Below are 24,787 nucleotides of genomic sequence, written 5' to 3' on the forward strand. Positions count from 1 at the left end.
TGCGCACGTCGAATCGTTGACACGCCCAGGGCCGCCCACCAGGATGGCGGTCAGAACGATCACGCAAATTCCGGCGCACCACCTTGGGTTCGCACTGCGCGTAGACACGGAAGCCGCCTACGTATTGACCTGTGGTGATGCCGGGTGATTCTGAGCTTCAGGAAAGCGTTCATCCACCAACAGTTCGCCGAGGTTTCACCGCACGACGCGGTGGGACAAAGGCTGAGAAATATATGAGCAACATATCCGGCACAGCGATTTTCAGTGTGCAATTCGCGAACCCCATGCGTGTAGCTTCTGACCAGGAACAGGGAAGGCGCGCGACCGGAGGAGAATCCCGATGAGCGCACTCGACACCTCGTCGACCAGGCCCCGCGCCTTTCTGTCGCAGCAGACGGCGCGATCCACGGTATCGCCCGTGATGCGGCGGCGGGTCTCCGCGCTGGAGCCGACCCTGGCCCGGGTCTGCTCCTACCACCTCGGCTTCATCGACGAACACGGCGACCCCGACGGTGAGGAGGGTGGCAAGCTGACTCGCGCCGCCCTCATGACGGCGGCGGCCGAGGGAGTCGGCCTGCGACCGGAGGACGTGCGGTGCCAGGCGGCGGCTCTGGAATTGCTGCACAACTCGACCCTGATCCACGACGACATCATCGACGCGGACGAACTGCGTCGCGGCCGGCCCGCCGCGTGGAAGGTGTTCGGTTCCAGCCTCGCCATCCTGGCCGGCGACGCCTTGCAGGCTCTTGCCACGCAGCTGGTCGTCGACGACCCCGGTCCCGGCCGTGCGGAGATCTCCAGCGTGTTCGCCGAAGCCCTCGGTCTCGTTCTCGCGGGCCAGGCCCGCGAGTTGACCGTCCGGCTGGGTCCGGGCACCGGTATCCCGGAATACGACCGCATCGTGGAGGAGAAGACATCGGCGCTGCTGGAGTGCGCACTGGTGACGCCCGCGCTGCGGGCGGGAAAACCGGAGCACGTCCTGACCGCTCTGCGCGGCGCGGGAAGGCATCTGGGCCTCGCTTTCCAGATCTTCAACGACGTCGAGGACATCTGGGGCGACCCGGCGGTGACCGGCAAGCCCGTCCGCGGCGACATCCTGCGGCGCAACCCGACTTTTCCGGTGCTGGCGGCCTTGTCCGCCGACAGCCCGGCCGGCGAACGACTGCGCCGCTTGTGGGAAGCCGACGGCACCACGGCGGCGCACCTGCGGGAGATGGCCGACCTCGTCGAGGAATCCGGCGGACGGCACACCGCCGAGCAGCTGTCCCGCAGCCATCTGGACTCGGCTCTGGAGCACCTCGGACGAGCCGAGCTGTCCCCGGCCGCTTCCACCGAACTGACCGCGTTGTTCGACCGCATCGTCAATCGCACGGCATGACCCGTGACTCCCGGCAGGGCCGACATCTGGATCGGAGTACATGATCATGGCTAGGGCGCACAACAACCCGGCCCCGCCCGTCATCCACGGCGAGTTCGAGTGCGGGGAGCGGGCCCACCGCGTGCCCCGGACCCGAAACCCGGTCAACCTGTCGCCGGACGGCTGTCCGTCCACCGCGTGGAGGCGGGCCGGCGGGTCCGCCCACCTCGTTCCCCGGCGGACACCGGGACGACGGGCTCCCGTACGTCATGACCGTCCTCGACACGGTGGTCCGAACCTCGATTCCGGCGGAGGCCGTCAGTGAGTACCCCAGCTCAATTGCCTTTCGAGCAGACGAATGTGCTGCACCTCGCGCCGGGGCTGCGCACGCTCCAGTCCCGGGGCGCGGTCCATCGGGTTCGTACTGCCGAGGGCGACGAGGCGTGGCTGGTCACCGGTCATGCCTGGGTGCGGAAGTTGCTCGACGACGACCGGCTCAGCCGCTCGAATCCCGATCCGCAGGCCGCGGCGAAGGACAGCGGTTCCGCGATTCTCGCCGGCCTGCTGGGCGACTTCGCCACCGACCACGCCCGGTTGCGGGCGCTGCTGGAGCCGCACTTCTCGCCCGAGCGGATGCTGGCGCTGCGGCCCTACGTCGAAGAGGTGACCGGGCGGCTCCTGGACAAAATGGCCGACCAGAGGCAACCGGTGGACCTGCGCGAGGCGTTGGCGCTGTCGCTGCCGATCCAGGTGATGTGCGAGTGGCTGGGCGTGCCCCAGGAGGACAAGGACCGGTTCGGCGGCTGGACCCAGGACGCCGCCGGCGTCGGGGACCCGGTCAGGTCCAAGCAGGGGCTGGCTGAGCTGTTCGCCTATTGCAAGCAACTCGTCGCCGACAAGAGGCGAAACCCGGGCGATGACGCGATCTCCAGGATCTGCGCGAGCGAGGGGATCAACGACAACGAGGTCATCGGACTGACGGCGTTGTTGCTGTTCGGTGGTTACGAGACCACGGTGGCCCGGATCGGCACCTGTGTGTCGCTGTTGCTGGCCAACCCCGAGCAGTGGCAGGCGCTGCTGCGCGACCCGGGTCTCATCCCCGGCGCGGTCGAGGAGACCCTGCGGATGTCGATGCCGAATCCGCACAACGGCGGCATGCCCCGTTACGCGCTGACGGACTTCGAGATCGACGGGGTCACCATCCGGGCCGGCGACTTCGTGATGCTGAACATCATCGCGGCCAACCACGACGAACCCGCCTTCGCCTGCCCCGACCGCATCGATGTCACTCGCGACACCACGGGCAGTCTCGTGTTCGGGCACGGTGCGTACCACTGTGTCGGCGCGACGCTGGCGCGGATGCAGCTACAGGTGGTGCTCACCCAGCTGGTCGCGCGATTCCCGACCCTGCGTCTGGCTGTCGGTGTGGACGAGCTGAGGCTGCGCCTCAACACGCTGATCGGCGGGTTGATCCAACTTCCGGTGACATGGTGATTGGATCCTGATGCTGCACGAGATATCTACCGGCGTAGTCACCAAAAGCCCCACGTCAGTCCGCGCGTATCTCCTGTTGATGCGGCTGGACAGGCCCACGGGATACGTGCTCTACCTGCTCCCGGGACTGTGGGCTGTCGTCCTCGCCTCCGATCGACGACCGGACCCGCTGGCGGTGGTGCTTCTCGCCATCGCCGCGGTGCTGGTACGCGGCGCCGCCTGCGCGGTCAACGACGTGATCGACAGGGAGGTCGACGCCCGAGTCGCCCGCACCGTGTCGCGTCCTGTCGCGTCGGGGACGGTCAGCGTCAGGAACGCACTCCTGTTCGCCGCCGCCCAGGCCGTGGTCGCGCTGCTGGTCCTGGCGGTGGTGAACGTGGAGACGTCCGTGGTCGCCGCGGCGTCGTACCCGCTGATCGTCGCGTACCCCTACATGAAGCGCATCTTCTTCTGGCCCTCGGCGTTCCTGGCGCTGGTGATGAGCGTCTACGCGCTGATCGGCTGGACAGCGGCGACCGGAAGCGCCGACTATCCGCTCGCGGTGTACGGCCTGTACGCCGGTGGGGCCTTCTGGACCATGATTCACGACGCGATCTACTCCCATCAGGACAAGGAGTACGACCGCCACATCGGTGTCAAGTCTTCCGCTCTGCTGTTCGGCGGGGCCACCAAGGCGTGGCTGGCGGTCTTCACCGTGCTCAGTGTCGGCGGTGTGCTGTGGGCCGGTTCCCAGACGTCGATGGGGTGGGCGTTCTACCTGATCGTCGCGCTCGCCGGAATCTTTCTTTCCTACCTGATCGTACGTGTGGACCTGGACGACCCGAAGTCGTGCTGGGACACCTTCGTCTCCAACACCTACTTCGGCTGGCTCATTCTCGCGGCCACGGTCGCCGGGCAGTTCACATGAAGGGTGGGCTACGCATGACGGATTCGATGTGGCAGGGCGGTGGCGTCGACCTGGACGCCTACCTGACCCGCGTGGGCTACCGGGGCGACGTGGCCGCGGACCTCGCCACACTGCGCGGCCTGCACACCGCCCACGTCGACGCGATCGCCTTCGACAACCTCGACGCGCTGCTCGGCCGCACGGCGATACCGCTCGACCTGGACAGCGTCCAGGACAAGCTCGTACGACAGGGCCGCGGCGGCTGGTGTCTGGAACAGGTCGTGCTGATGGCGGCCGTGCTCGACCGCATCGGATTCACGTTCACGGCGCTCGCCGGCCGGACGCGGATCCGCACCGGGAACAGGTTCGGGCCGGCCCTGCACATGGCCCTGTGCGTGGAGCTCGACGGCGAACGCTGGCTCCACGACGTGAGTTTCGGTGCCTACGGACCGCACGAGCCGATCCGGCTCGCGGAGAACGCGCGGCTGGACGGCGACTGGTCGTTCGATCTCGTACGGGAGCCGACCGGTGAACACGTGCTGCGGTTCCTGCGGCCGGAGGGGCCGGCCGAGCTCTACGGCTTCACCACGGACGTGCGCTATCCCTCGGACTTCGAGCTCCTCAACCACTTCTGCCTCACGCATCCGCGTTCGCCGTTCAACCACCAGATGGTCCTCCAGCGCACACAGCCCGAAGTGAGGCATCTCCTCGCCGGCCGCACTCTCACGGAGATACGTCCCGGGAGGCCGGCGGCCTTCCGGGAACTCGACAAGGACGAGCTGCTCTCCGCTCCCGAGGAGATCTTCGGGATCACCTTGGAACCGGACGACGTCCAGACGCTGCGGAAATTCCTGGACGGTCCGTGATGCGTACCGCGCTGCCGGACAACCGCTGTCCCGGAGACTCCGTGCGCGTCGACCGCTTCTGTCCGAGCCACCCCAGCTCGCCCTGCGGCCACCGGCCGATCCTCCTGCCGCACCCGGCCGGCGGCGCGGCACCTGCCCATCGGGAACACACGCACCGCGATCCGGGCCGGTGTGGCGCCGGCACACCGCGAACTCGGTGTGGAAGAGGCCGCTCCGCCCCGGAGAGGGTCTTCGGCGTCGCGCCGGAACCGGACGAGATCGAATCTCTCAGGACCGAGGCCGGCGCCCTGCGCGCCGGACGGCTCTGACCTGGACCGAGGTCACCATGAACGAGATACCCAACGAGGCGGATCCCGGCGCGTTCACCGTGGCACGACGGCTGCGGTCGCTCCCGGAGCACGACCCGCACGACGCGGTGGAGAACGCCGTCATCAGCAGGCTCGCGGGCAACTGGCACCGGCGTGCCACGGTCAAGCAGGAGGAGCCGAACCTGGACGATGTCTTCGAACTCGACCGGCCGGACTTCCCCGAAGCCCTGCTGCCCTTCCGCGAGCACCCCACCTACCTCGCGCTCGACGACGGGATGAAGGCGCGGATTCTCGCGTGGGGCTGGATCTCGTTCAACAAGAACATCATGGACATCGAGCAGCACGTGGTGAACCCGGGCTTCGCCCTGGTCGCGCGGGACGTCTTCGACACGGGCATCGACAGCGAGTCCATGACCCTCGCGGTCACCCAGGCCATGGTCGACGAGCAGTACCACACGCTGATGCACCTCAACGCGAGTGCCGTGACACGCCGCAAGCGCGGCTGGCGGATGCCGGAGACGGCGCTGCCCCTCGCGTACAAGGCGCGCAGGCAGGCGCACCGGCTCGCCACGGCCGGGACGGACGAGGAACGGGCCCTGGTGTCGCTCGCCTTCACCACGGTCGCGGAGATCTCGGTCAACGCCCAACTGGACCTCGTCGCCGAGAACCACGAGATCCAGCCCGTGAACCGCATGACGGCCGTCCTGCACAACCGCGACGAGTACTGCCACGCCTCGATCGCCGACACTCTCGCCCAGGAGGTGTGGAAGCACTTCTCCGCCGGGCAGCGCGACCACTTCCTCGCCGCGCTGGCCGACGGGATGGAGGCGTTCGCCGCCCACGACTTCACGACCTGGGCGAGGATCCTGGACCTGCTCGGTGTGGCGGGGTGCGAGGAGATGCTGCGAGACATCGGCGGCGCCTCCGGCGGCAAGCGGCTCCTCCAGGACTTCAGCGGGTTGCGGCGACTGTGCCAGGAGCTGGACGTCCTGGACTCCCTCCCCTTCGACTGGACAACGGTGTCGACCGAAGCCCCCTGACGGCCACCCACCCTAGGTGCTGACCCATGCGCGTCCTGCTCATCGACAATTACGACTCCTACACCTACAACCTGTACCAGTTGCTGGCGAAGGTGTACGGCGTCACCCCCGTCGTCGTACACAACAACGCCGAGGACTGGGACCGGTTCGACCCGCACGGCTTCGACGCCGCTGTCATCTCCCCGGGCCCCGGCCACCCGGCGCTCCCCCGCGACTTCGGCCGCTCCCGCGACGTCCTGGAGAACTCCGGGCTGCCAGTCCTGGGGGTGTGCCTGGGGCACCAGGGCGTGGGTCTGCTGGCGGGCGCGACGGTCGCACCCGCGCCGGAGCCCCGGCACGGCTACCTGTCCACGATCCGGCACAGCGGTACGGGTCTCTTCGCCGGCATCCCGCAGGACTTCACCGCCGTGCGCTACCACTCGCTGAGCGTCGCCGAACCCGTGCCCGCGGATCTGGAGGTCACCGCGCGCGCCGAGGACGGCGTGGTCATGGGCCTGGCCCACCGCGAACGGCCGTGGTGGGGCGTGCAGTTCCACCCGGAGTCGATCTGTACGGAGCACGGCGCCCGCCTCGTGGCCAACTTCCGGGACCAGGCGCTGGCCGGGCGCGACAGCGGCACGGGTCCGTACGCGGGCCGGGCCGGCGCCGGGCCCGTACCGGTCGCGGCGTCGGACGCGTCACTGCCGCGGCTGCGCGCTGAGTACGACGTCCTGGACCGGGCCGTGGACGCGGAGGCCGCGTACCTGGCGCTGTACGGGACGAGCACCCGCGCCTTCTGGCTCGACAGCTCGCACGTGGAACCCGGTCTGGCCCGCTTCTCGTTCTTCGGCGCCGCCGAGGAGCCGAGCGCGGAGATGCTGACCTACCGCGTCGAGGACGGGCACACCGTCGTGGACCACCCCGACGGCGCCTCGCGCCGGGAGGACGGCAGCGTCTTCGACGCGCTCGACCGCCGCACCGGCCGTGTGGTCGACGGCGCCGGGGAACTGCCCTTCGACTTCACCGGCGGTTACGTCGGCTACTTCGGCTACGAGCTGAAGGCCGACCTCGGCGGGCGGCGCGCCCACCGGTCGAGGACCCCGGACGCGGTGTGGCTCCAGGCGGACCGCTTCGTCGCCGTGGACCACGCCGAGAACCGCACGTACGTCGTCGCCGTCTGCGAGGGGCAGGACTCCGACGCCGCGCGGAAGTGGATCGGAACGGTCCTCCCCGTCCTGGCCGAACTCCCCGCGGCGCACGCGGACGCCTCCGCCCCGCCGTCCCCCGAACAGCACGACCCCTCGGCGTGGCTGGCCCGCCCGCGCGCGCGGTACCTGGCGGACATCCAGGAGTGCGACCGCAGGCTGCGCGAGGGCGTGAGCTACGAGATCTGCCTCACCACCAATCTGCATCTGCCCGCCCCGGCCGACGACTTCGCCTACTACCGGCGCCTGCGGCGGCTCAACCCCGCCCCCTACGCGGCGCTGCTGCGCCTCGGCGACCTCGCGGTGTTCAGCTCCTCGCCCGAGCGGTTCCTCAAGGTGGACGCCGCCCGTACGGTGGAGGCGAAGCCGATCAAGGGCACGGCGCCCCGACACCAGGACCCGGCCACCGACGAGGCGACGCGCCACGCCCTGCGCACGGACCCCAAGACGCGCGCCGAGAACCTGATGATCGTGGACCTGCTCCGCAACGACCTCGGGCAGATCTGCGAGATCGGCACCGTCACCGTCCCCTCGCTCATGGCGGTGGAGTCGTACGCCACCGTGCACCAGCTCGTCTCCACCGTCACCGGCACCCTGCGCGAGGGCAGTTCCGCCGTGGACGCGGTCCGGGCCTGCTTCCCCGGCGGGTCCATGACGGGGGCGCCGAAACTGCGCACCATGGAGATCATCGACGACCTGGAGGGCGAGGCCCGCGGCGTCTACTCCGGCGCCATCGGCTTCGTCGGCTACACGGGCACGGCGGACCTGAGCATCACCATCCGCACCGCCGTCCGCCACGACGGCGAACTGACCATCGGCGCGGGCGGCGCCATCGTCCTCGACTCCGACCCGGAGGCCGAGTACGAGGAAATGCTCCTCAAGGCCCGGACCACACTGCGCGCGCTGCCGAAGGAGACGTTCGCGCACGGGGAGACCGGCGGGCGGTGACGCGCACCGGCCGCGCGCCGGCACCGGGAGCGGTCGGTGCTCGCGCGCGGACGCTTTTGACCTGCGGCTACAACGCCCGGTCGACCCTAGGCCGTGTTTGAGGTTCGGGCCTCTGCACGGGTCCGTGGCAGCCGAGATGCCTACGGCACGCCAGGCTCTGCCGGTCCGCTGACCACGCCCTGCGAGTACAGCCTCGGGACTGGTACAGCGATTGGCACTGAGAACGATCAATCGATGGCCTTGGTCAGGCACAAGAGGTCATCCTCGTTGCCCCTGAAGGCCAGGCAGGATCCATCCCCCTCCGGACCCGGCCCCGCAGAGCGTCACCCGTCCACCCGATCGGGGGAATACGGCTGTGCTCCCGAAGCGCCCATGCCCGCCGGGCTACGTTCGTCAGGAAGACCGGCAGCAGCACCCTTCACACTCAAGGAGCACGACCATGGGCGCGTACTAAGGAGAGGGCCATGAGCCTGTTCATGCGGCTCGATAAGAACCACGACGGCAACATCGATCCGGCCGACCTGGGAATCCTCGCAAGGGGCACGGGTGACCAGCGGTCGGACCTGGCCCGGAGCACCGGGCAGTTGGTCCGGGGCTTCATCCAGGACGCCGACCGGAACAAGGACAGCAGGGCGAGCCTGGATGAACTGGCCGCCTGCGTGGACAAGTCGTTGGCCGGGACGACTCCCGAGACCCTTCCCACGTACGTCCGCGATTTCGCCTCCACGCTGTTCGTCGTCATGGACACCGACAAGTCCGGCAAGGTCGACAAGGCCGGCTTCGAGGCGTACCTGAAGGCCCAGGGGGCCAGCGTCGACGTCGCCGACCGCGAGTTCGCGATGCTCGACCGCGACCACGACGGATTCCTCACTCGCGACGACATCCAGGTGGCGGCTCACGCCTTCTTCACCGCCCCGGACGGGGCCCCGGCGTTCTGGCTCCTCGCTGCCGTTCCCGCGTAGGGCGCGAGCGCGTGACGGGGCCCTGAAGGACCTTCGCCTACCCGTGCGGCATTCGGTTCGCAGGGGTCCTCTCCCTGCCAACCGCAGGACCGCACCGGCGGCCACCACGGACGGCCTCGAACCGCACGGCGAGCTTCTCGAACCGCATCGCCACGGCCCTGTTGCGCTTGAGCCGGCCGATCGCGCACTCCACCGCGTGGCGTGCCTTGTAGTCCTCACCGTCGAACGCAGGCGGGCGCCCGCCCCGAGCGGCCCCGCCGCACGCGATTGCGGACCTGGTCGGCCGGCTCCGCGATCGTGCAGCGGATACCCCGCCTGCGCAGGTAGGCGCGGTTGGCGTCCGACGAGTACGCCTTGTCGGCCCGCACCCGCATCGGAGTCCGCCTTGGCCGACCCGGGCCCAGCCGCGGCACCCGGATCGCCTCCAGGACCGGCACGAACTGCGGACTGTCGCCGCGCTGCCCCGCTGTCACCAGCAACGACAGCGGCTTCTGGCCCTGCTCGCACGCCAGATGAATCCTCGTGCCGAATCCGCCCCGCGACCGGCCCAGCCCATGGTCGTCCGGCTCGCGCACCATTCCGCCGGGCGGCTCCTTCTGCCCGGCCCCGTCCCGGCGTGCACCGGCCGCGTGCTGGTGAGCCCGGCAGACCGTGGAGTCGACACTCACCTCCCACACGATCAGCCCCGCCGCATCCGCCCGCGCCTGCAACAACGTCAGCACCCGCGCCCACACACCTTCGCGCTGCCAGCGCCGGAACAACCCGTACACGGTCTGCCAAGGCCCGTACCCGGGCGGGAGGTCACGCCACGGAGCGCCCGTCCGCACCCGCCACCGAACCCCATCAACCAACCGCCGCCGGTTCCCCGACCTGCGACGCACACCTGCCGCAGGCAACACCGACTCCAACACCGCCCACTGCTCGTCCGAAAGATCCCCACGCCCCACACCGCGATCATCACGGTTCCGCGACAACGCCGGGACCCGAACCTAAAACACGGCCTAGGCAGTGTGCCCGGCGGATCACTCGAACCGGGGCTGTTCAGGCTGCTTAATACGCCAGCTCCCCGATCCCGCCGTCAACCCGCAGCACCGTGCCCGCGGTGTAAGCAGACTCATCCGAGGCGAGGTACACGGCCGCCTTCGCCAGCTCTGTGGCGGTTCCCAGGCGGTGGAGGGGTACGGTCTGCCGGAGTTCCTCATAGAGGGCGGCCTGGCGGTCGGGACCGAGGGGGGCGAACGCGTTGGTGACGGTCGGACCCGGGCTCAGTCCGTTGACGCGGATGCCCCGGTCCTTCAGCTCGTAGGTCAGACCGCGCGTGTAGGAGAGCAGCCCCGCCTTCGCCGCGCCGTAGACCGTCGCGTTCTCGTGTCCTATGTACGCGGAGACCGAACCGACGAGGATGACCGAGGACTGCTGCGAGAAGAGCGGCAGCAGGTCCCTGATCAGGAAGAACGGCGACTTGAGATTGGTCGCGACGAGCCTGTCGAACGCCTCCTCGGTCCATGCGTCGAGCGGTAGGTGGGTGACGTCGGCGGCGTTGCTCATCAGGATGTCGAGCTTCGGCCACTCCGCCCGCAGCCGTGCCGCGAGTGCTGCCTGGCCGGGTACGTCGCCGGCGTCGCTGGCGATGGTCAGCAGCGGGCCTTCCAGTTGGCGGGCTGCCTCGTCCAGCCTTTCCCGGGAGCGGCCGGTGATGGCGACGGTCGCGCCTTCGGCGAGGAACTGGCGGGCCGTTTCCAGGCCGATGCCGCTCGTTCCTCCGGTGATCAGTGCGTGCTTCCCTGCAAGACGATTCACTGTTCTGATCTCCTCAGATCGCGGTCCGGCCGCCATCGGCGGCCACGATCGCTCCGGTTACGTAGCTGGCGCGGTCACCGGCCAGGAAGGCGACCACCTGAGCCACTTCGGCCGGGTCCGACGTGCGCTTGAGCGCGGTGGTCAGACCCATGCCGGCCATGTCCGGGCCCATTGCCGCGACCACCTTGGAAGTGCGCATCGGCCCTGGGGCCACGGCGTTGACCCGCACGTTCGACTCGGCGAACTCCGCCGCCCAGGTGCGGGTCAGCGATTCGAGCGCCGCCTTGGTGGCGCCGTAGACGGCCATGCCCGGCATGCCGAGGCCGGCCGCGGTGGAGCTGATGTTGACGATGCTGCCGCCGCCGCCCGCGGCCATCTTCTCCGCGAACAGCGCGGTGAGCAGGAACGGTGCGCGCACGTTGACGGCGAAGGCGGCGTCGTAGCTCGCGAGGTCCTGCCCGGGGGTCGGGGCGAACGTCATCACACTCGCGTTGTTGATCAGGATGTCGACGGTTCCGGCGCCGTCGGCCAGTTGTCGCACAGCCGCGGGGTCGGACAGGTCGGCGACGACGAACCGCACGGTTCCGGCCGAGGAGCCGCCACCGGCCGCGCGTATGTCCGCCACCACCTGGGCACCGCGCTCGGCGTCACTGCCGGTGAGGATCAGATCGGCCCCGCCCGCGGCCAGCACCTCGGCCGTCGCGTGCCCCAGCCCGCCGATCGCGCCGGACCCGGTGACGAGTGCCGTCTTGCCTGCGAATTCCATTTCTTCGCCCTTCACGCCGGCCGTTGGCCGAGCGACTTCTGTGCGTTCGTTCAAGAAGTAACGCAACAGAAGCTAAGTCTTCTTGAACGCTAAGTCAAGAAGTCGTAGTCTTGGTCGCGTGGCACGAACCGGACGCCCCCGCGAGTTCGACAAGGAACAGACGCTGGCGCGCGCACTCGAACTGTTCTGGTCCCGGGGATACGGGGCGACGTCGGTCCAAGACCTGGTCGACGCGTTGGCCGTCGAGCGCGGCAGTCTCTATGGAGCGTTCGGTGACAAGCGCCGCTTCTACCTGGACGCCGTCAGGCTCTACTGGGAGGTGTACGAGCGGCACCTGACTACCGCGCTCGATACTGCCCCGCTCCTGCCGGCCCTGCGCGAGATCCTGACCCACCCGGCGCGGCTGGACGAACTGATCTCCGACGTGGGCGTGCCGCAGGGCTGCCTGGTTGGCAACACCACCGCCGAACTCGTCCCCCAGGACGTTGAGGCCACGGAGGTCGTGACCCGCTCGTACCGCCGGTTCACCGAGATCGTCACCGACGCGCTCCGGCGTGCCCAGGCCGCCGGCGAGGTCACGGCCAGCTCCCTCCCCGAGGCCCAGGCACAGCTCCTGCTCTACATCGTCCAGGGCCTGTCGCTCGTATCGAGGGCGGGTCTCGATCAGAGCGCGGCGCTGGCTGCGATCGACACGGCGGTGGACGGGCTGCGGGCGTGACCAGTCCCTATATCCAGCGGCTGCCCAGCGGTCAGTCGCGGACAGGCAGAACCCGTTGTCCTCGGGGTCGGTCAGCACGACATTGTCCGTCTGTCTGGCCTGAACGGTCGCGCCCAACGCGGTCAGCCGCCGGATCTCGGCCTCCGGGTCCGCGGTGAGCAGGTCCAAGTGCACACGGTTGCGTGGAGCAGCCCTCAGCACTCGCGTCCGACCGCGTCCCGGGTGCGGCGGCGGCCTCGTAGCCGACGGTGTTGATCCGCCCCGGGGGATCCCCGACGCCGACAGCAAGGCACACGTAGTCCCCTCCGTGTAAGTCGAGGAACGCCGCCGACGTCGTCCCGGCGGCCCCCCTGAAACCAGCTTCGACGCGTTCGCCAAAGTGGACGACGGCCCCAACCTGGACCCGCAGCGAGTCCTGGTGCCGGGGCGAGGCGATGGCGATCACGTGTACGTCTGCGCGCCAACCCGGCGAGCCACCGCACACGGCGTCTTCGCGCGGACAGTGCCCGTTGCGGCGAGAGCTGTACGCCTTGTCACCGCTGACGGAACCAGGTCGGCCAAGTGCGGGGCTACTCGCCCTGCGCGGCCGAATACTGCAACTCTCGAATACCGACACTCCACCAGTGGGCCAGGACGACGACGGAGGGGATCGTCGGGGGCGTCACCGGCACCGTGTCCGCTCCCACGAGCCTCCTGCTCGGCCGCCTCGATGCCGTGGGCAGTCTGAAGTTGGTCGCCCGCACCACGCCGCTGGCCCGCCCGGCATCCGCCGAGCTGGGTGCGCTCCTGCGTCCCGCCGGGCCGGATCATCAGCCCAGCGTGCTGTTTCAGTGCGGCGGCGACGGCCCGGTCCAGGGCGGCGGCGCCGGTGACCGCCGCCTTCACTCCGGCCAGTGCGCCACGTACCCGCCGGGCGGCGGCGTTGTCCTGCGCGCTGGCGGCGGCGAGACGGGCCCAGATCTGGGGGACGCCCAACAGTGTGTCCAGCCGGTGTGCGACCAGATCCTCGACCATGCGGTCGGGGGTGGAGGCCACCACGATGGTGCCGTACAGGCACATCAGGGTGTGCCCCATGATCCGCTGGGCGACGTGGGAGACCGGGAGGTAGGACAGGGACCGGACCGGCCTGTGACCCCACTGCGCGGTCCAGGCGCCGACGCCGTTCACCAGGGCCGCGTCGCTCAGGACGACCGCGCGGGGTGCCCCGGCGGTGCCGGAGGTGAACACCACAGCGGCCGCCTGCTCCCGGCGTGAACCGGCCCATCGGCGGGCAACCCCCGCCGATGCGCGGGCGTTGCGGTGGGACGGCAGTTCGCCTCGTCCACCTGGAACAGGGGCGTTCCGGCCCGGGAGGCCACGTCCACGAGCAAGGGGTCGTCTTGGCCGGTGACATCGATAGCCGCGGCCGGGTCGACGACCTGCCACACCGCTGTCAGCTGTTCGCCGGTGAGGTCGGGCAGGGCAGCAGGCACGCCACCGGCCAGGAGCACCGCCAGGTCGGCGACGCTGAACAGCGGGCCGGGCCCGGTGCGCAGCAGCACCACGCGGCCGGTCACCTGGCTGTGGGAGCGCAGCCGGTGGGCCACGGCCAGGGCCCGCCCGAGCACTTGGTCGAAGGACCAGCTGATGCCGTCGAGCGCGACGGTGGCGGGCTGGTCGCCGGGGTGGCTGAGGAATCGGTGGAGGAGTTGGTTGGTCATCACAGATCCTTCGCGGCGGTCGCGGACAGCTCGTAGGCGCCCGCCAGTTGGCGGCCGCGGGCAGCCACCAGGGCGCGGCGGGAGATCACCACGGCGTCGCGCCAGCAGCCCTCCAGACCATTGCGGCAGTGGACGGCCGCGGTTCCGGCAGCGTCGAACAGCTCCCGGCACACCGTCTCGGCGGCCTCGGTCATGTGACAGCAGGCCGACCCCAGCTGCCCCCGCTCACGGTCGGGTACCTCTCCGGCCAGAGCGCTGGTCCAGGCGGCCTCGGTGGCGCTGTTCAACAGCGCTGTCGCGGCGTGCAGTCTGCCGTCCGCGCGGGCGAAGGCGGCCTGGGCAGGCGGCTGTTGGGCGAGGATGCCGGTCGCGTGCCGGGTGCGGGTGGAGACGGCCAGCGCGGTGAACGCGGCCAGCGCCCGTTCGGCGGTCGCCTGGGCCACTGCGGCGATACACCCGGCCATGAGCCCGTAGAGCGGGTACCGGAATGGCGGCGCGTCGATGATCGGCGGGTCGGTCAGGACGATGCTGTGCGCGAGGGGGACCTCGGTGTCGCAGGCGACAGTGAACTGTGCGACATCCCGCGAGTTCCCCTGAGCCCCGCTGAGTCCCTGGGCCCGTGGCCAGGGAGTTCTTCCTCCTTCGTGTGCTCTGTTGGCTTGTGACGTAACTTCGGGATTCTTGAAGCGTTCTCATCTTGTCCGACCGATTCGCAGTCGGGTCGAAGGCGAGGAGGCTCGGGTTGGCGGCGCTGGCAGTCGTACGGGACCTCCGTGGACACTGGGCGCCCGCGTCGGTTGAGGAGCTGGAGCGGTTCGAGACCGATGTGCTGTCCGGGTTCGTCCTGGCACGGGCCTCAGCAGGGCTGGCGGACGGCACCATCCGCGGGGACGTCGGTCACCTGGATCAGATCAGGACCTGGTTCGGCCGGCCCTTGTGGGACATGGAGCCTGCTGACGCGGACGTGTACTTCGGGAAGGTGCTGCGGCACTCGCCCAGCGGCACCCGGCTGGGCCGGTCGCAGGCATTGAGCACGTATTTCATGTTCCTGGAGCTGCGGCACAAGGTCGAGATCCACCGGATGACCGGCCGGGTGGTCGAGTGCCCGATCGACGAGATGAACCGGCCACGCGGGGCCAAGGACGCCCAGCTGCGGATCCCGCCGACTGAGCCGGAGATCGGGACGTTGTTCACCGGCTGGGGCGGCGAGCTGGCCACCTGCCGGAAGTTCGCCCCGACCGCCCGGAACTACACCGCCTCGAAGTTGATGTCCCAGGTCGGCCTGCGAGTGAGCGAGGCGTGTGGGCTCGACCTGGACGACATCAAGTGGGACCTGGGCCGCTTCGGCAAACTCCACGTCCGCCACGGCAAGGGGGCCCGCGGCTCGGGGCCGCGCGAGCGGATGGTTCCGCTGATCAACGGTGCCGACCGGACACTGCGGTGGTTCATCGAGGACGTGTGGGGCCAGTTCGACGACGATCACACTCGCCCTGCTGCCCCACTGTTTCCCTCCGAGCGCAGGAACACCGACGGCTCCGCCCGCCGGGTCGGCGACGACGCCCTGCGCAACGGGCTCGACAGCGCGGTCCAGGCCCATCTGCCGAGCTGGACGGACAGGTTGACACCGCACGTCCTGCGGCACTTCTGCGCGTCCCAACTCTACGGAAACGGGCTGGACTTGCTTGTAATCCAGGAGGTCCTCGGACATTCCTGGATTGCTACGACCATGCGGTATATCCACGTGCAGCAGACCCGGGTCGAGGACGCCTGGGCCGCCGGGATGGAACGGGCCGCGAAGCGGCTGGAAGGACTGGCCCGATGAGGTGGAACCTGCGGCTGACCGCCGCGAACAAGGGTATCTGGAAGGCGTCCGAGCTCCAGCGGAGCCTGGCCGAGCACGGCCTGGTGATCTCGGCCGGCAAGATGTCCGGGCTGTGGTCCGGCCAGCCGGTCTCGCTCAAGCTGGAGGACCTGGACGTCATCTGCGTCGCCCTCGGCTGCGGGATCAGCGATCTGCTGATCCCCGAGCCAGAGAAAGTCCGGAGCCCCAGCGAGGAGAGCGGCCAGCAGGCTGCCGCTGCGGGTGGCCCGGCCCCGGTGGTGGTGCCGCGTCGCCGTGACGGCCGGTCTCTGCCACCGATGTGATGGCCTACGTTCTGCCAGCCGGCAAGTGCAAACCGCCAGCCAGTTGCCCGACCTGCTTCGGCTGGGGCGTGCTGCCCGGCCGGGCCTGCGGCGCCTGCGAGAGTTTCCGCCGCAACGAGGAGCCTGCCGAGTGCAGCGGCTGTCGGCGAACCGTGCGGTTGAAGAAGGGGTACTGCCGTCTGTGCTGGCATCAGGCAAGCCAGGAAGCCAAGGGCCAAGTCACCGTACTGGAGCCCTACTTGGAGAAGGTTCAGCATCATCAACTGTTCATCACCAACCTCCACCGGCCACGTCAGCCCGGCCCTCCCAGAGGTAAGCAGGGACGACGTCGGGGTCGCCCGCGCCACCCGGACCCGGCCCCCGCCTACCGGCCGCTCTCCGGCTGGCTCCAGCCGCCGCTTTTCGAGGCCCGCCGAGATTTCGCCCGGTTCAATCGCCAGGAACATGCCCGGCTCGATAACCCGTGGCTGGCCTGGGCCCGGCATACCGCACATCGTCTCGGCGAAGCCCACGGCTGGCCTCGCCGTGTCCGCCTCGACGTCGGCCGAGCCCTGGTCATCGTGCTGTCTGGCCATGTCAACGGCGAAGTCGTGCGGCACTCCGAGATCTTCCCGGCCCTGCGATCCCGCGGGCTCAGCATCGAACGCACAGTGGAAGTACTCGCCCACATCGGCGTCTTCCAAGACGACCGGACGCCGTCATTCGAACAATGGCTGGAGCGCAAGCTCGAAGGCATCGCCCCCGGAATCCGCCGCGACGTTGAGCACTGGGCCCGCCTCCTGCACGACGGTGGCCCCAGGTCCCAGCCCCGCGACGAGTCCACGGTCTGGAACTACCTGAACCGGATCCGCCCCGTCCTGCTGGAGTGGTCAACCCAGCACGACCACCTGCGCGAGGTGACCCGCGACGACGTCCTCACTCAGCTCGATGCCCTCCACGGCAGCCAGCGACGGCACACGCTCATCGTCCTGCGGTCGCTGTTCGGCCGGGCGAAGAAGAGCGGCACCATCTTCAAGAATCCGACCAGCCGCATCCGCGTCGGCCAGCACCAATACGGCATCCTCCAACCCCTGGAGCCCGAGTACATCAACAACTCGGTCGCGGCAGTCACCAAGCCAGCGGACCGCCTGGCTCTCGCCCTCGCCGCCGTGCACGCCGCGCGATCCGGTGCGATCCGGCGCCTCCAACTCGACGACCTCAACATCGGCAACCGAAAGCTCGTGATCGACGGCAGGGTCCGCCCCATGGACGAACTGACGCTGCACGTCGCCCGCGAGTGGCTGGATCACCGGCGCCGCCGCTGGCCCGACACCACCAACCCTCACCTGCTGATCAACAAGTTCACCGCCTTGGGCACCGGCCCGGTCAGCGCGGTCTCCCTGACCGCACCGCTTCGCGGCCAGGCCGCCACTCTGGAACAGCTCCGAGTCGACCGGCAGCTCGAAGAAGCCCTCTCCCATGGCCCTGACGCCCTCCACCTCGCCGAGGTCTTCGGCCTGGACGAGAAGACCGCGATCCGGTACGCGGACTCCGCGCGGGCGCTGCTGGACCATGTCGCTGAACAGCCACTTCAGTGAAGTCTGCTTGACCGGTCCACGCCTTTGTCGAGAGTGAGCACGCCGGGCGCAGTCAGCATCCGGGGCTGATCGGCGGAGACGATGTCAGGGCGAGGGCAGCGATCCGCAGCTGGGTCGCCCACGTCTGCTGGTCAAGCCCCAACGTGTACTCAATGCAGCATTCGCATTGCGGGATCAGCTCCACGAACGATTGCTCCGCCGAGGTCTCGACCTCCGTCTCCCACCAATCGTCCGTCGCCAGGTCGGCGGGCGTGATTTCTCCATCGATGAGTCTCGCCGCCATCCGGCGCAGAGCGTGGCGCCGTGCCAGGCCCCGATCCGGCAACCCGATCCCTGACTCGGAAAGTGCTTGCTCGAACGCGTCGCGAATATCGCGGGCATCCGCGTTGCGAGGCCAACCGGCGAGTTCGCACAGCGTCGGGGTGTCCAGCCCGGCCGCGAGTGCCTCAGCCGCGATCATCGGCAGGTCCTCCGACCGTATCTCATCCGCCTGATAACGGCATGCCACCTCCCCCAGAGACGTGAGGCCACTCTGCATAGGGGCTTCCGGTTCCGGTGCCGTTCCTTCTGCTCTCATGACTCCTACGGTGTCAGCACCGTTCCCAGGGAAGGCACCCAGGGGCGGCCCGCTCGGCACCACCCGTGTGTTTGCCTGAACCCGAAGGCCGAACCCACGAGAACCCGACAATCCATCCTCGGGTTCCCGCCAAAAGCCCTTCAGTTTCCGTGAACTCACGGGCCTCGAGGGGTGTGACCGAGATACGCGCCAAAGAAGCAACGGGATGATCTTGAAGCCCTGATCCGCTCGGATCTACGTGCGGCGGGGGTCGCGTTCGGCGACGTGCCGAGCGACCGAGTCGACGCCGGGCCGTGCGTATCGCTCCAGAGAGCGGACCGAGGCGTGGCGGGAGCGGGCCAGCAGCATCGGGGTGGAGGCGCCGTCTTCCGCGTCGTGCGTGAGGGCACTGTGCCGTAGCCGGTGCAGGGTCCAGCCGTCCAGGTCCTCGATGTCGTCGGGTGAGGCGAGGGGGTTGGCCGCAGGCCGGGTGTTCTCCTCGAAGATCTCCTCAGCGCGGCGGTAGGAGAGCCGGGCCCGGCCGGTCTCCGGGCACACGTCGAGCGTCGGTGTTCCGGCCGGCGCCTTGCGGTCGGTGAGGAACAGCGGGCCGCGGATGCGGCGGGCGATGAGGCGGGGCAGGAGCTGGGCGGTGCCGGACTGCCAGTGAATCCACTCGGTCGCCCCGCCCTTGGCGGTGATCTTCCCCCGCTTGTCCTGCGGGTACAGGTCTTCCACGTTCAGGCACAGCACCTCGTCGGCCCGTGCGGCAGACTCGTAGAGCATCTTCCACTGCGTCTTCTCCCGCAGCGCGACGTCGAGGCGCCACAGGGCAGCGATCTGATTCTCCGCGAGAGCCCTGGTGCGGTCCGGCGGTGCCGGCCGCCGCTCGATGCCGATCGTCGGGTCGCCTTCTATCCAGCCCTGGCGCTGCCACCAGCCGATCGCCTTGCGCGCGACGGACAACTCCCGGTTGACGGTGTCGGCGTCCATCTCGTCCGCCCGCGCCGCCGCCGGCTCGGCCAGCACCTCGGGCAGCGCCAGGTCGTCGATCGCGGCGACGGGGAAGACGGGCGGCTTCGCGCCCCGGCGGGCGGCTCCGGTCGGCGCCGGTTCACCGGTGAGCATCCACCCCCAGGTCGTCAGCGAGATCCGGTAGATCCGCGCGGAGGACTTCGCGAGGCCCGCGCCGGTGAGGTACCGCTCGACGGCCGCGGTGTACGACGCGGGGCGGGGCGGACAGAGGTACGACCCGAGCGCGCGGCAACCGAAGTGCGCCCTCGCTCCCGAGCTCGGTCACCGGCTCCATTGTCATGCCCGCTCCGCCCTCCCAGGGACTGCCGCAGTAAATGCGTACACCTCGCCCCGGCGGCCGGAATGGCCCGCCGCAGGTCGCGGTGATCACGGCAGGGGCTCCGCCGCAGTAAATCCGGCATTTACCGCGGCACCGCGCTGACGAGCCGTCAGGCGCACCGGAAGTCCGATGAGCGGAATCGCTGCTACCGATGATCACTGTGCCCTCGGCCCCCGCGCCCGGTTCAGCCCTCAGCGTCACCCTGCTACTTCTCCGTTCGTCGCGGTTACACGAGAACGGGGCCTACCTGGCGGCCTCCGGATCGGCGGACTGCGTGTCTCCCCTCTCCACGCGGAAGGGGTATGTCCTGGCTGCGGTGAACGCGTTATGGATCGGCATGATGAGCGAGGTGAGGCGACGGATGTTGGCGTCGCCGATCGGCGTCCACAGCGCCGCGCAGTGCTCGTCGGTCTCGACCTCGATCTGCTCGCGCGCCGCGATGCCGGCATCGGTAGCGGTGCCGTCGGCGTTGAGCCAGCCGCGAGCAACGAGGCGTGTTGTTGCCGCAGCCACCTCCTCGTCGTCCCACAGCCGGGTGGCACGCGCGATCGCTTCCGGGAAGTGACCTGTCGCGGTTTGCAGAACGTTGCAGTCACACGGCCCGAGGTCGTTGGCGGCGAGCACGGTGACATGCGCGTCGCCGCGCCACTCGCGCAGCACCGTGATCTGCTGCCATAGCGCGACGAGCGGATCGGCTGGGAGGGGGACCGAGGCGTTGGCGGCAGCCATCGTCTTCCCGGCGTAGTCGGCGCTCGCGACGACCGGGGCGATCAGCGATCGTGCCTCGGCGATCTGATCGGCGGTGAGGCTCACGTCGACGCGCTGCAACGCACGATCGACGGCTGCGAAGCGAGCGGCCTGCCACTCCTCTGGCGTCGCTGTGTCCCACACGCCTGCCATGACCTGCACCGACCGCGGGCTGAAGTTGTAGAAGGCCGCGAGTGTGACCTGCCATGGGACTGCGCCCATCGGGGCTGACCGGAACGCGAAGTACGCCGGTGCGTACTCGGTTACGCCCAGCTTGGCGGCCTCTTCCGGTGCCTCGGGGATGAAGTAGACGAACAGGTGGGTCGCGTTGATGGTGAGGCTGACCTCGCGGACGGCGTTCAGATCCATGTCAGCGCGAGCGAAGGTGCTGGCGAGACGCATCTCGGTGGTCTCCAGACAAGTGGAAGGGGCAAGATCGTTTTTGGTGCATCCGGTACGTCAGGACGGCATTGGCGCGGTGATCCGTGCGGAGATCGCGCCGAGTTCCTGCACTTCGATCCGGACCGTGTCTCCCGGTGCCAGGTAGCGGCGGCGGCCGGACAACTCCTGGATGCAGCCGGTGCCCACGGGGCCGCTGGCGAGGATGTCACCGGCTCGCAGCGAGGTGCCGCGCGACGCGTGCGCCAGCATCTCGCCGAACGACCAGTGGATCTCGTCCCAGCTGCCGCCGCCGTAATGCTCATCGTTGACGTACCCGTCCATCCGCAGGGCATAGCCTTTGCCCGAGCGGTAGGGCTCCAGTTCGTCGGGGGTGACGAGGAACGGGCCGAGGCTGGTCGAGGCGTCCTTGCTCTTGGACGGGCCGTACACGAACCCCATCTCGCTCGCGGAGATATCGCGTGCGCTCCAGTCGCAGTAGACCAGGTAGCCGGCTATGTGATTCTCCGCGGTGGCGGCGTCAAGGTTCGAGCAGTCCCCGGCGATCACTGCGGCGACCTCGACCTCGTAGTCCCACAACTGAGCGCCCGGGGCGATGGGGACCTCGTCGTGCGGTCCCTTGATCGCCGCCGGGTTGGAGAAGTAGAAGAGCGGATACTCGTACCAGACCGGGCTGACCCTGCCGTCGCCAACGGCTGCCTTACCCGCGTTGCTGATGTGACGCTCGAACGCGGCGAAGTCCCGGACCGCCGGGGGCACCGGTATCGGCGGCAGCAGGTCGGCCGTAGCCAACTCGACAATCTCAGACGGTTCTCTGGTTGCCGCGGCCTCCAGCCCGCCTTCGGCGCGCAGCAGCTTCAACAGGCCCAAGCCCACGGCGTGGATCCTGTTGTCGTGCACCACGCCGCAGCGCGTGGAGCCGTCGGCGGAGCGGTAGCTGACCCACTTCATCGGGCAAGCACCTCCCGGGTGTAGTCGTAGAGCCGCCGCGCGTCGGCGAGGGAGGATGCCTGAGGGTCCAGGGGGACGGCGCTTCCCTCGCTCACGGCGACGGGGTGGCCCGGGGCGCCGGAATCCAGGAACGGCAGGATCTCCTTGACGGCGGTCTCCACGGATCTACCGGTCGCGCGAAGACAACCGATCTGCGCGGCCTCGGCCTCGTCGTGATCGCCGGCGAAGCTCGTGGCGACGGTGCCGGGGAAGGTGTTCACGTACCGGATGGCGGGGTGACGGCCGACGAAGTCGACCGCGAGCGCAGCGTTGAGGATTCCGGCCTGGATCATCGCGGTGAGGCCGTGATACTGCGTCCGCTGCTGAAGGTCGTCCCAACGTGGGGGCCCGAAACGCCCGGCGCCGCCGAAGTTGAGCACGACCGGATCCGCGGCGCGGCCGAGTAGGCCGGCCAGGCCGTGGCTGAGCAGGAAACGGCTGCGGTAGGTCAGCGCGAAGTTGGACTCCAGGCCGTCGGCGGTCTCCCTACACCTGGAGCGCTGGAACCGGGCACCCAGGACAAGGACGTCGATCGTGTCGAGCTCGGCGGAGAGCCGGTTGATCAGCCGCCTGTTCTCGTCGATGAGCTCCAGGTCGGCCCGGATGAACCAGGCGCCGGGCTCGGCCTTGGTCTTGTCCGACCCGACGACCACGACCTGGTCCCCACGCCCGAGGTGGATACGGGCGAGGCCGCGCCCGATGCCGTCCGTGCCCCCGGTGATCACGACCGTCTTCATGCGGCCACCGTCCGCGCGAACTTGACGATCTCCTCGACGAACAGCTCAGGCTGCTCCAGGGCGGCGAAGTGGCCACCCGCGGGGATGTCGTCGTTGAAGTAGCGCAGGTCGTGATAGGCGCGCTCGGCCCAGACGCGCGGGGTACGCGTCAGTTCGTCCGGGAAGACGCTGACCCCAACGGGAAGGTCCAGCTCGGTCAGAGCGAGCGGCTGCCGGGCGTACTCCCAGTACAGACGGGCGGAGGAAGCAGCGGTGCCGGTGAACCAGTACAGGGAGATGTGGTCGAGGATCTCGTCGGGGGTGAGGGCGTCGGGCCGGGCCCAGTCGAGGAACTTCTCGTAGATCCAGGCGGCCTGCCCGGCCGGGGAGTCGGTCAAGGCGTAGCCGATGGTCTGCGGCCGGGTGCGCTGCACGACGTGGTATCCGGAATGGACGGCGAAGAAGCGGCTGCCCTGTTCGAGTGCGGCCTTCTCCTCAGGGGCCGGGGCGTCGCCGACCGGTGGTGCGGCGAGGAACTCAGGGAAGTTGACGTGGATCGCACGCAGGCCCGTCAGGCGCTGCGCCCCCATGCGGGTCGCGACGACGCCGCCCCAGTCGCCGCCCTGGGCCAGGTAGGAGTCATAACCGAGGCGCCACATGAGCACGCCGTACGCGCGGGCGATCCGGTCCGGGCCCCAGCCTGTCGAGGCGGGTTGGTCGGAGAAGCCGTAGCCGGGCATCGAGGGGACGACGAGGTGGAAGCCGTGCTCGGTGAGCGGGCCGACGGTCTTGAGGAACTCCAGGAACGAGCCCGGCCATCCGTGCAGCAGCAACAGGGGGGTGGCGTCGGGGCGGGGTGAGCGTACGTGCATGAAGTGGAGGCCGAGACCGTCGATGGTCGTGCGGAACTGGCCCAGCTCGTTGAGCCGCCGCTCCAGATCGCGCCAGTCGTATCCGGTGGCCCAGTACTCCAGCAGCCCCTCAAGGCGCTCCCGCTGCACCCCCTGGCTGCTGTCCGGCGCTGTCTCCCGGCCAGCAAGGCGTACCCGGTGGAGCCGGTCCTTCAGATCCTCCAGGGCACTGTCCGGAATGTCGATACGAAACGGTGTCACGCTGTCCGATGTCATGGTCACCACGGTGCGGCCGCGACAAGCTCGCAGTCCAATGATTGTTCCGACACATGTAATACAAGCTGCGTATAAGGCCAGCTAGAGTGGGGTGATGTCCGAACGCTTCCCCGCACCCGTGGACCTCGACCTCCGGCTGGTGCAGTGCTTCACGGTGGTCGCCGAGTACCAGCACTTCGGCCGTGCCGCCGAAGCGCTGCACACCACCCAGCCGTCGCTGAGTCGGCAGATCCGCCGCCTCGAACAGCAAGTGGGCGTCCGCCTGCTCGACCGCACCACGCGCGGCACCCGGCTCAGCGAGGCCGGCGAGGTTTTCCTGCCCCGGGCCCAGGGGGTGCTGCGCGCCGCGGTCGAGGCGATGGCCCGCACCCGGGCCGCGGCCCGGCCCAGCAGCATCACCATCGGCTACACCAAGGGGCTGGTCATCACTCCGGCCGTGCGCGCCCTGCTCGACCGCAATCCCGATGCCGAGGTCCACACCCGCCTGCTCGCCTGGAACGACTCGCGCGGCGCGCTGCTGGAGCACCGCGTCGACGCGGTGGTGACGCGCCTGCCGTTCCCCACCGACCAGCTGCGCGTCACCGTCCTCTACGACGAACCGCGCGTACTGGTCGTGCCCCGGGACCACCGTCTGGCCGGCAAGGAGTCGGTCACCCTCGGCGACATCGCCGACGAGCCGATCCCCCACGTACGCCAGTCCGACCCGTTGCTGAACGCCTACTGGCGGCTCGATCCCCGGCCCGACGGGCGGCCCGCGCCCGACGGCCCCCTGGTCGAAGCCCTTGAGGACAAACACGAACTCATCGCCGCCGGGCAGGCCGTGGCCATCGGGCCGCCCCTCGACCACGCGACCGGCCTGCATCCCAGCCTCACCACCGTCCCGTTGCATGGGGTCGAACCGAGCCAGGTCGTACTCGCCACGCGCACCGGCGACCGCAGCCGTCTGGTCACCGCTTTCCGCAAGCATGCCGAAGCTCTGCTTACCGGAACCCACCGTGCAGGACCGATCCGCACGACATGATCAGCGGCAGCTCCGCCCGCATACGCAAGCGATCATGGCCCGTGCCTGGTCTGCCGCCACAGCGTCCCGACGAGATCTGGGATCTCCTCCGGGGACGTCCTGCGCACCGCTGAACTGGACGACGCC

At 69.3% G+C, this 24,787-nt stretch carries 24 protein-coding genes and 1 pseudogene; 12 read left to right on the plus strand and 13 right to left on the minus strand.

Annotation, left to right across the window (positions count from 1 at the left end; genetic code table 11):
- Positions 1 to 340: 340 nt before the first annotated feature.
- From ACFY6S_RS03450 to ACFY6S_RS03480, 7 genes are all read left to right on the plus strand, one after another.
- Positions 341 to 1,378: a polyprenyl synthetase family protein gene (locus ACFY6S_RS03450; protein WP_388822183.1), complete on the plus strand. Its 1,038-nt coding sequence runs from the start codon at positions 341 to 343 to the stop codon at positions 1,376 to 1,378.
- Between the two features lie 318 nt (positions 1,379 to 1,696).
- Entirely contained in the window at positions 1,697 to 2,851 is a 1,155-nt protein-coding gene (locus ACFY6S_RS03455; protein WP_388822186.1) for a cytochrome P450, read from the plus strand.
- A 79-nt stretch (positions 2,852 to 2,930) separates the two neighbouring features.
- Positions 2,931 to 3,758: a 4-hydroxybenzoate octaprenyltransferase gene (locus tag ACFY6S_RS03460; RefSeq protein WP_388822189.1), complete on the plus strand. Its 828-nt coding sequence runs from the start codon at positions 2,931 to 2,933 to the stop codon at positions 3,756 to 3,758.
- Between the two features lie 14 nt (positions 3,759 to 3,772).
- Positions 3,773 to 4,603: an arylamine N-acetyltransferase gene (locus tag ACFY6S_RS03465; RefSeq protein WP_388822192.1), complete on the plus strand. Its 831-nt coding sequence runs from the start codon at positions 3,773 to 3,775 to the stop codon at positions 4,601 to 4,603.
- A gap of 325 nt (positions 4,604 to 4,928) precedes the next feature.
- Positions 4,929 to 5,951 carry a diiron oxygenase gene (locus tag ACFY6S_RS03470; RefSeq protein WP_388822195.1) on the plus strand — a complete coding sequence of 341 codons (1,023 nt, stop codon included), beginning with the start codon at positions 4,929 to 4,931 and terminating at the stop codon, positions 5,949 to 5,951.
- A gap of 26 nt (positions 5,952 to 5,977) precedes the next feature.
- A complete protein-coding gene (pabB, locus tag ACFY6S_RS03475; protein WP_388822197.1) occupies positions 5,978 to 8,083 on the plus strand; it encodes an aminodeoxychorismate synthase component I in 2,106 nt (701 codons plus the stop codon).
- 464 nt (positions 8,084 to 8,547) lie between these two features.
- On the plus strand, positions 8,548 to 9,045 hold the full coding sequence (locus ACFY6S_RS03480) for an EF-hand domain-containing protein (protein ID WP_388822200.1): 498 nt from the start codon (positions 8,548 to 8,550) through the stop codon (positions 9,043 to 9,045).
- A gap of 37 nt (positions 9,046 to 9,082) precedes the next feature.
- Here ACFY6S_RS03480 and ACFY6S_RS03485 read toward each other — a convergent pair.
- From ACFY6S_RS03485 to ACFY6S_RS03495, 3 genes are all read right to left on the minus strand, one after another.
- Positions 9,083 to 9,992, minus strand: a protein-coding gene (locus ACFY6S_RS03485) for an IS5 family transposase (protein WP_388822203.1) whose coding sequence is annotated in 2 segments (ribosomal slippage) — positions 9,083 to 9,295 and positions 9,297 to 9,992 — 909 coding nt in all. Because the reading frame shifts where the segments join, the coding sequence is not laid out codon by codon here.
- A gap of 103 nt (positions 9,993 to 10,095) precedes the next feature.
- Complete coding sequence (locus ACFY6S_RS03490; RefSeq protein ID WP_388822206.1) at positions 10,096 to 10,845, minus strand: SDR family oxidoreductase; 750 nt, start codon at positions 10,843 to 10,845, stop codon at positions 10,096 to 10,098.
- 13 nt (positions 10,846 to 10,858) lie between these two features.
- A complete protein-coding gene (locus tag ACFY6S_RS03495) occupies positions 10,859 to 11,611 on the minus strand; it encodes an SDR family NAD(P)-dependent oxidoreductase (protein WP_388822919.1) in 753 nt (250 codons plus the stop codon).
- A 118-nt stretch (positions 11,612 to 11,729) separates the two neighbouring features.
- Between ACFY6S_RS03495 and ACFY6S_RS03500 the strand changes: the two genes are divergently transcribed.
- Positions 11,730 to 12,329, plus strand: coding sequence for a TetR/AcrR family transcriptional regulator (locus ACFY6S_RS03500; RefSeq protein WP_388822209.1), 600 nt, complete (start codon positions 11,730 to 11,732; stop codon positions 12,327 to 12,329).
- 54 nt (positions 12,330 to 12,383) lie between these two features.
- Here the strand turns inward: ACFY6S_RS03500 and ACFY6S_RS03505 are convergent.
- The 4 genes and pseudogenes from ACFY6S_RS03505 to ACFY6S_RS03520 all read right to left on the minus strand — a co-directional run.
- Positions 12,384 to 12,725: pseudogene (locus tag ACFY6S_RS03505) on the minus strand (VOC family protein); the annotation flags it as partial.
- Positions 12,726 to 12,770: 45 nt separating this feature from the next.
- A complete protein-coding gene (locus ACFY6S_RS03510) occupies positions 12,771 to 13,559 on the minus strand; it encodes an AMP-binding protein (protein WP_388822213.1) in 789 nt (262 codons plus the stop codon).
- Positions 13,511 to 14,029 (minus strand): AMP-binding protein, encoded by a 519-nt coding sequence (locus ACFY6S_RS03515; protein ID WP_388822216.1) that lies wholly within the window; start codon positions 14,027 to 14,029, stop codon positions 13,511 to 13,513. Before ACFY6S_RS03515 ends, ACFY6S_RS03510 begins: the two co-directional genes overlap by 49 nt.
- Positions 14,029 to 14,472: a hypothetical protein gene (locus ACFY6S_RS03520; protein WP_388822219.1), complete on the minus strand. Its 444-nt coding sequence runs from the start codon at positions 14,470 to 14,472 to the stop codon at positions 14,029 to 14,031. The genes ACFY6S_RS03515 and ACFY6S_RS03520 overlap by 1 nt, the downstream gene beginning before the upstream one ends.
- Positions 14,473 to 14,771: 299 nt before the next feature.
- On the opposite strand from ACFY6S_RS03520, the gene ACFY6S_RS03525 reads away from it, so the two are divergent.
- Genes ACFY6S_RS03525 through ACFY6S_RS03535 form a run of 3 tightly spaced genes read left to right on the plus strand, consistent with a single transcriptional unit; the run spans position 14,772 to position 17,751 of the window.
- Positions 14,772 to 15,851, plus strand: a complete 1,080-nt coding sequence (locus ACFY6S_RS03525) for a tyrosine-type recombinase/integrase (protein WP_388822223.1) — start codon at positions 14,772 to 14,774, stop codon at positions 15,849 to 15,851.
- Positions 15,848 to 16,174 (plus strand): helix-turn-helix domain-containing protein, encoded by a 327-nt coding sequence (locus tag ACFY6S_RS03530; RefSeq protein ID WP_388822226.1) that lies wholly within the window; start codon positions 15,848 to 15,850, stop codon positions 16,172 to 16,174. Before ACFY6S_RS03525 ends, ACFY6S_RS03530 begins: the two co-directional genes overlap by 4 nt.
- Positions 16,174 to 17,751, plus strand: a complete 1,578-nt coding sequence (locus tag ACFY6S_RS03535) for a hypothetical protein (RefSeq protein ID WP_388822229.1) — start codon at positions 16,174 to 16,176, stop codon at positions 17,749 to 17,751. The genes ACFY6S_RS03530 and ACFY6S_RS03535 overlap by 1 nt, the downstream gene beginning before the upstream one ends.
- A gap of 52 nt (positions 17,752 to 17,803) precedes the next feature.
- Here ACFY6S_RS03535 and ACFY6S_RS03540 read toward each other — a convergent pair whose 3' ends face one another.
- From ACFY6S_RS03540 to ACFY6S_RS03565, 6 genes are all read right to left on the minus strand, one after another.
- Complete coding sequence (locus ACFY6S_RS03540; RefSeq protein ID WP_388822232.1) at positions 17,804 to 18,211, minus strand: hypothetical protein; 408 nt, start codon at positions 18,209 to 18,211, stop codon at positions 17,804 to 17,806.
- 351 nt (positions 18,212 to 18,562) lie between these two features.
- Positions 18,563 to 19,435 (minus strand): tyrosine-type recombinase/integrase, encoded by an 873-nt coding sequence (locus ACFY6S_RS03545; protein ID WP_388822235.1) that lies wholly within the window; start codon positions 19,433 to 19,435, stop codon positions 18,563 to 18,565.
- Between the two features lie 469 nt (positions 19,436 to 19,904).
- A complete protein-coding gene (locus ACFY6S_RS03550; protein ID WP_388822238.1) occupies positions 19,905 to 20,810 on the minus strand; it encodes a hypothetical protein in 906 nt (301 codons plus the stop codon).
- Between the two features lie 57 nt (positions 20,811 to 20,867).
- A complete protein-coding gene (locus ACFY6S_RS03555) occupies positions 20,868 to 21,758 on the minus strand; it encodes a fumarylacetoacetate hydrolase family protein (protein ID WP_388822240.1) in 891 nt (296 codons plus the stop codon).
- Positions 21,755 to 22,534: an SDR family NAD(P)-dependent oxidoreductase gene (locus ACFY6S_RS03560; RefSeq protein ID WP_388822243.1), complete on the minus strand. Its 780-nt coding sequence runs from the start codon at positions 22,532 to 22,534 to the stop codon at positions 21,755 to 21,757. Before ACFY6S_RS03560 ends, ACFY6S_RS03555 begins: the two co-directional genes overlap by 4 nt.
- A complete protein-coding gene (locus ACFY6S_RS03565) occupies positions 22,531 to 23,640 on the minus strand; it encodes an epoxide hydrolase family protein (RefSeq protein ID WP_388822246.1) in 1,110 nt (369 codons plus the stop codon). Before ACFY6S_RS03565 ends, ACFY6S_RS03560 begins: the two co-directional genes overlap by 4 nt.
- A gap of 94 nt (positions 23,641 to 23,734) precedes the next feature.
- Here ACFY6S_RS03565 and ACFY6S_RS03570 point away from each other — a divergent pair, with 94 nt between their 5' ends.
- Positions 23,735 to 24,661, plus strand: coding sequence for a LysR family transcriptional regulator (locus ACFY6S_RS03570; RefSeq protein WP_329823996.1), 927 nt, complete (start codon positions 23,735 to 23,737; stop codon positions 24,659 to 24,661).
- Positions 24,662 to 24,787 lie beyond the last annotated feature (126 nt).

The sequence above is a fragment of the Streptomyces sp. NPDC012835 genome (assembly GCF_042900885.1).
GTDB lineage: Bacteria > Actinomycetota > Actinomycetes > Streptomycetales > Streptomycetaceae > Streptomyces.

Excerpts from the sequence above, each read along its gene's own strand:
- ACFY6S_RS03450 (WP_388822183.1), top strand. The coding sequence starts at position 341 with ATGAGCGCACTCGACACCTCGTCGACCAGGCCCCGCGCCTTTCTGTCG.
- ACFY6S_RS03460 (WP_388822189.1), top strand. The coding sequence starts at position 2,931 with ATGCGGCTGGACAGGCCCACGGGATACGTGCTCTACCTGCTCCCGGGA.
- ACFY6S_RS03465 (WP_388822192.1), top strand. The coding sequence starts at position 3,773 with ATGACGGATTCGATGTGGCAGGGCGGTGGCGTCGACCTGGACGCCTAC.
- ACFY6S_RS03470 (WP_388822195.1), top strand. The coding sequence starts at position 4,929 with ATGAACGAGATACCCAACGAGGCGGATCCCGGCGCGTTCACCGTGGCA.
- pabB (WP_388822197.1), top strand. The coding sequence starts at position 5,978 with ATGCGCGTCCTGCTCATCGACAATTACGACTCCTACACCTACAACCTG.
- ACFY6S_RS03480 (WP_388822200.1), top strand. The coding sequence starts at position 8,548 with ATGAGCCTGTTCATGCGGCTCGATAAGAACCACGACGGCAACATCGAT.
- ACFY6S_RS03495 (WP_388822919.1), bottom strand. The coding sequence starts at position 11,611 with ATGGAATTCGCAGGCAAGACGGCACTCGTCACCGGGTCCGGCGCGATC.
- ACFY6S_RS03515 (WP_388822216.1), bottom strand. The coding sequence starts at position 14,029 with ATGACCAACCAACTCCTCCACCGATTCCTCAGCCACCCCGGCGACCAG.
- ACFY6S_RS03530 (WP_388822226.1), top strand. The coding sequence starts at position 15,848 with ATGAGGTGGAACCTGCGGCTGACCGCCGCGAACAAGGGTATCTGGAAG.
- ACFY6S_RS03535 (WP_388822229.1), top strand. The coding sequence starts at position 16,174 with ATGGCCTACGTTCTGCCAGCCGGCAAGTGCAAACCGCCAGCCAGTTGC.
- ACFY6S_RS03540 (WP_388822232.1), bottom strand. The coding sequence starts at position 18,211 with ATGATCGCGGCTGAGGCACTCGCGGCCGGGCTGGACACCCCGACGCTG.
- ACFY6S_RS03545 (WP_388822235.1), bottom strand. The coding sequence starts at position 19,435 with ATGCTCACCGGTGAACCGGCGCCGACCGGAGCCGCCCGCCGGGGCGCG.
- ACFY6S_RS03550 (WP_388822238.1), bottom strand. The coding sequence starts at position 20,810 with ATGCGTCTCGCCAGCACCTTCGCTCGCGCTGACATGGATCTGAACGCC.
- ACFY6S_RS03555 (WP_388822240.1), bottom strand. The coding sequence starts at position 21,758 with ATGAAGTGGGTCAGCTACCGCTCCGCCGACGGCTCCACGCGCTGCGGC.
- ACFY6S_RS03560 (WP_388822243.1), bottom strand. The coding sequence starts at position 22,534 with ATGAAGACGGTCGTGATCACCGGGGGCACGGACGGCATCGGGCGCGGC.
- ACFY6S_RS03565 (WP_388822246.1), bottom strand. The coding sequence starts at position 23,640 with ATGACATCGGACAGCGTGACACCGTTTCGTATCGACATTCCGGACAGT.
- ACFY6S_RS03570 (WP_329823996.1), top strand. The coding sequence starts at position 23,735 with ATGTCCGAACGCTTCCCCGCACCCGTGGACCTCGACCTCCGGCTGGTG.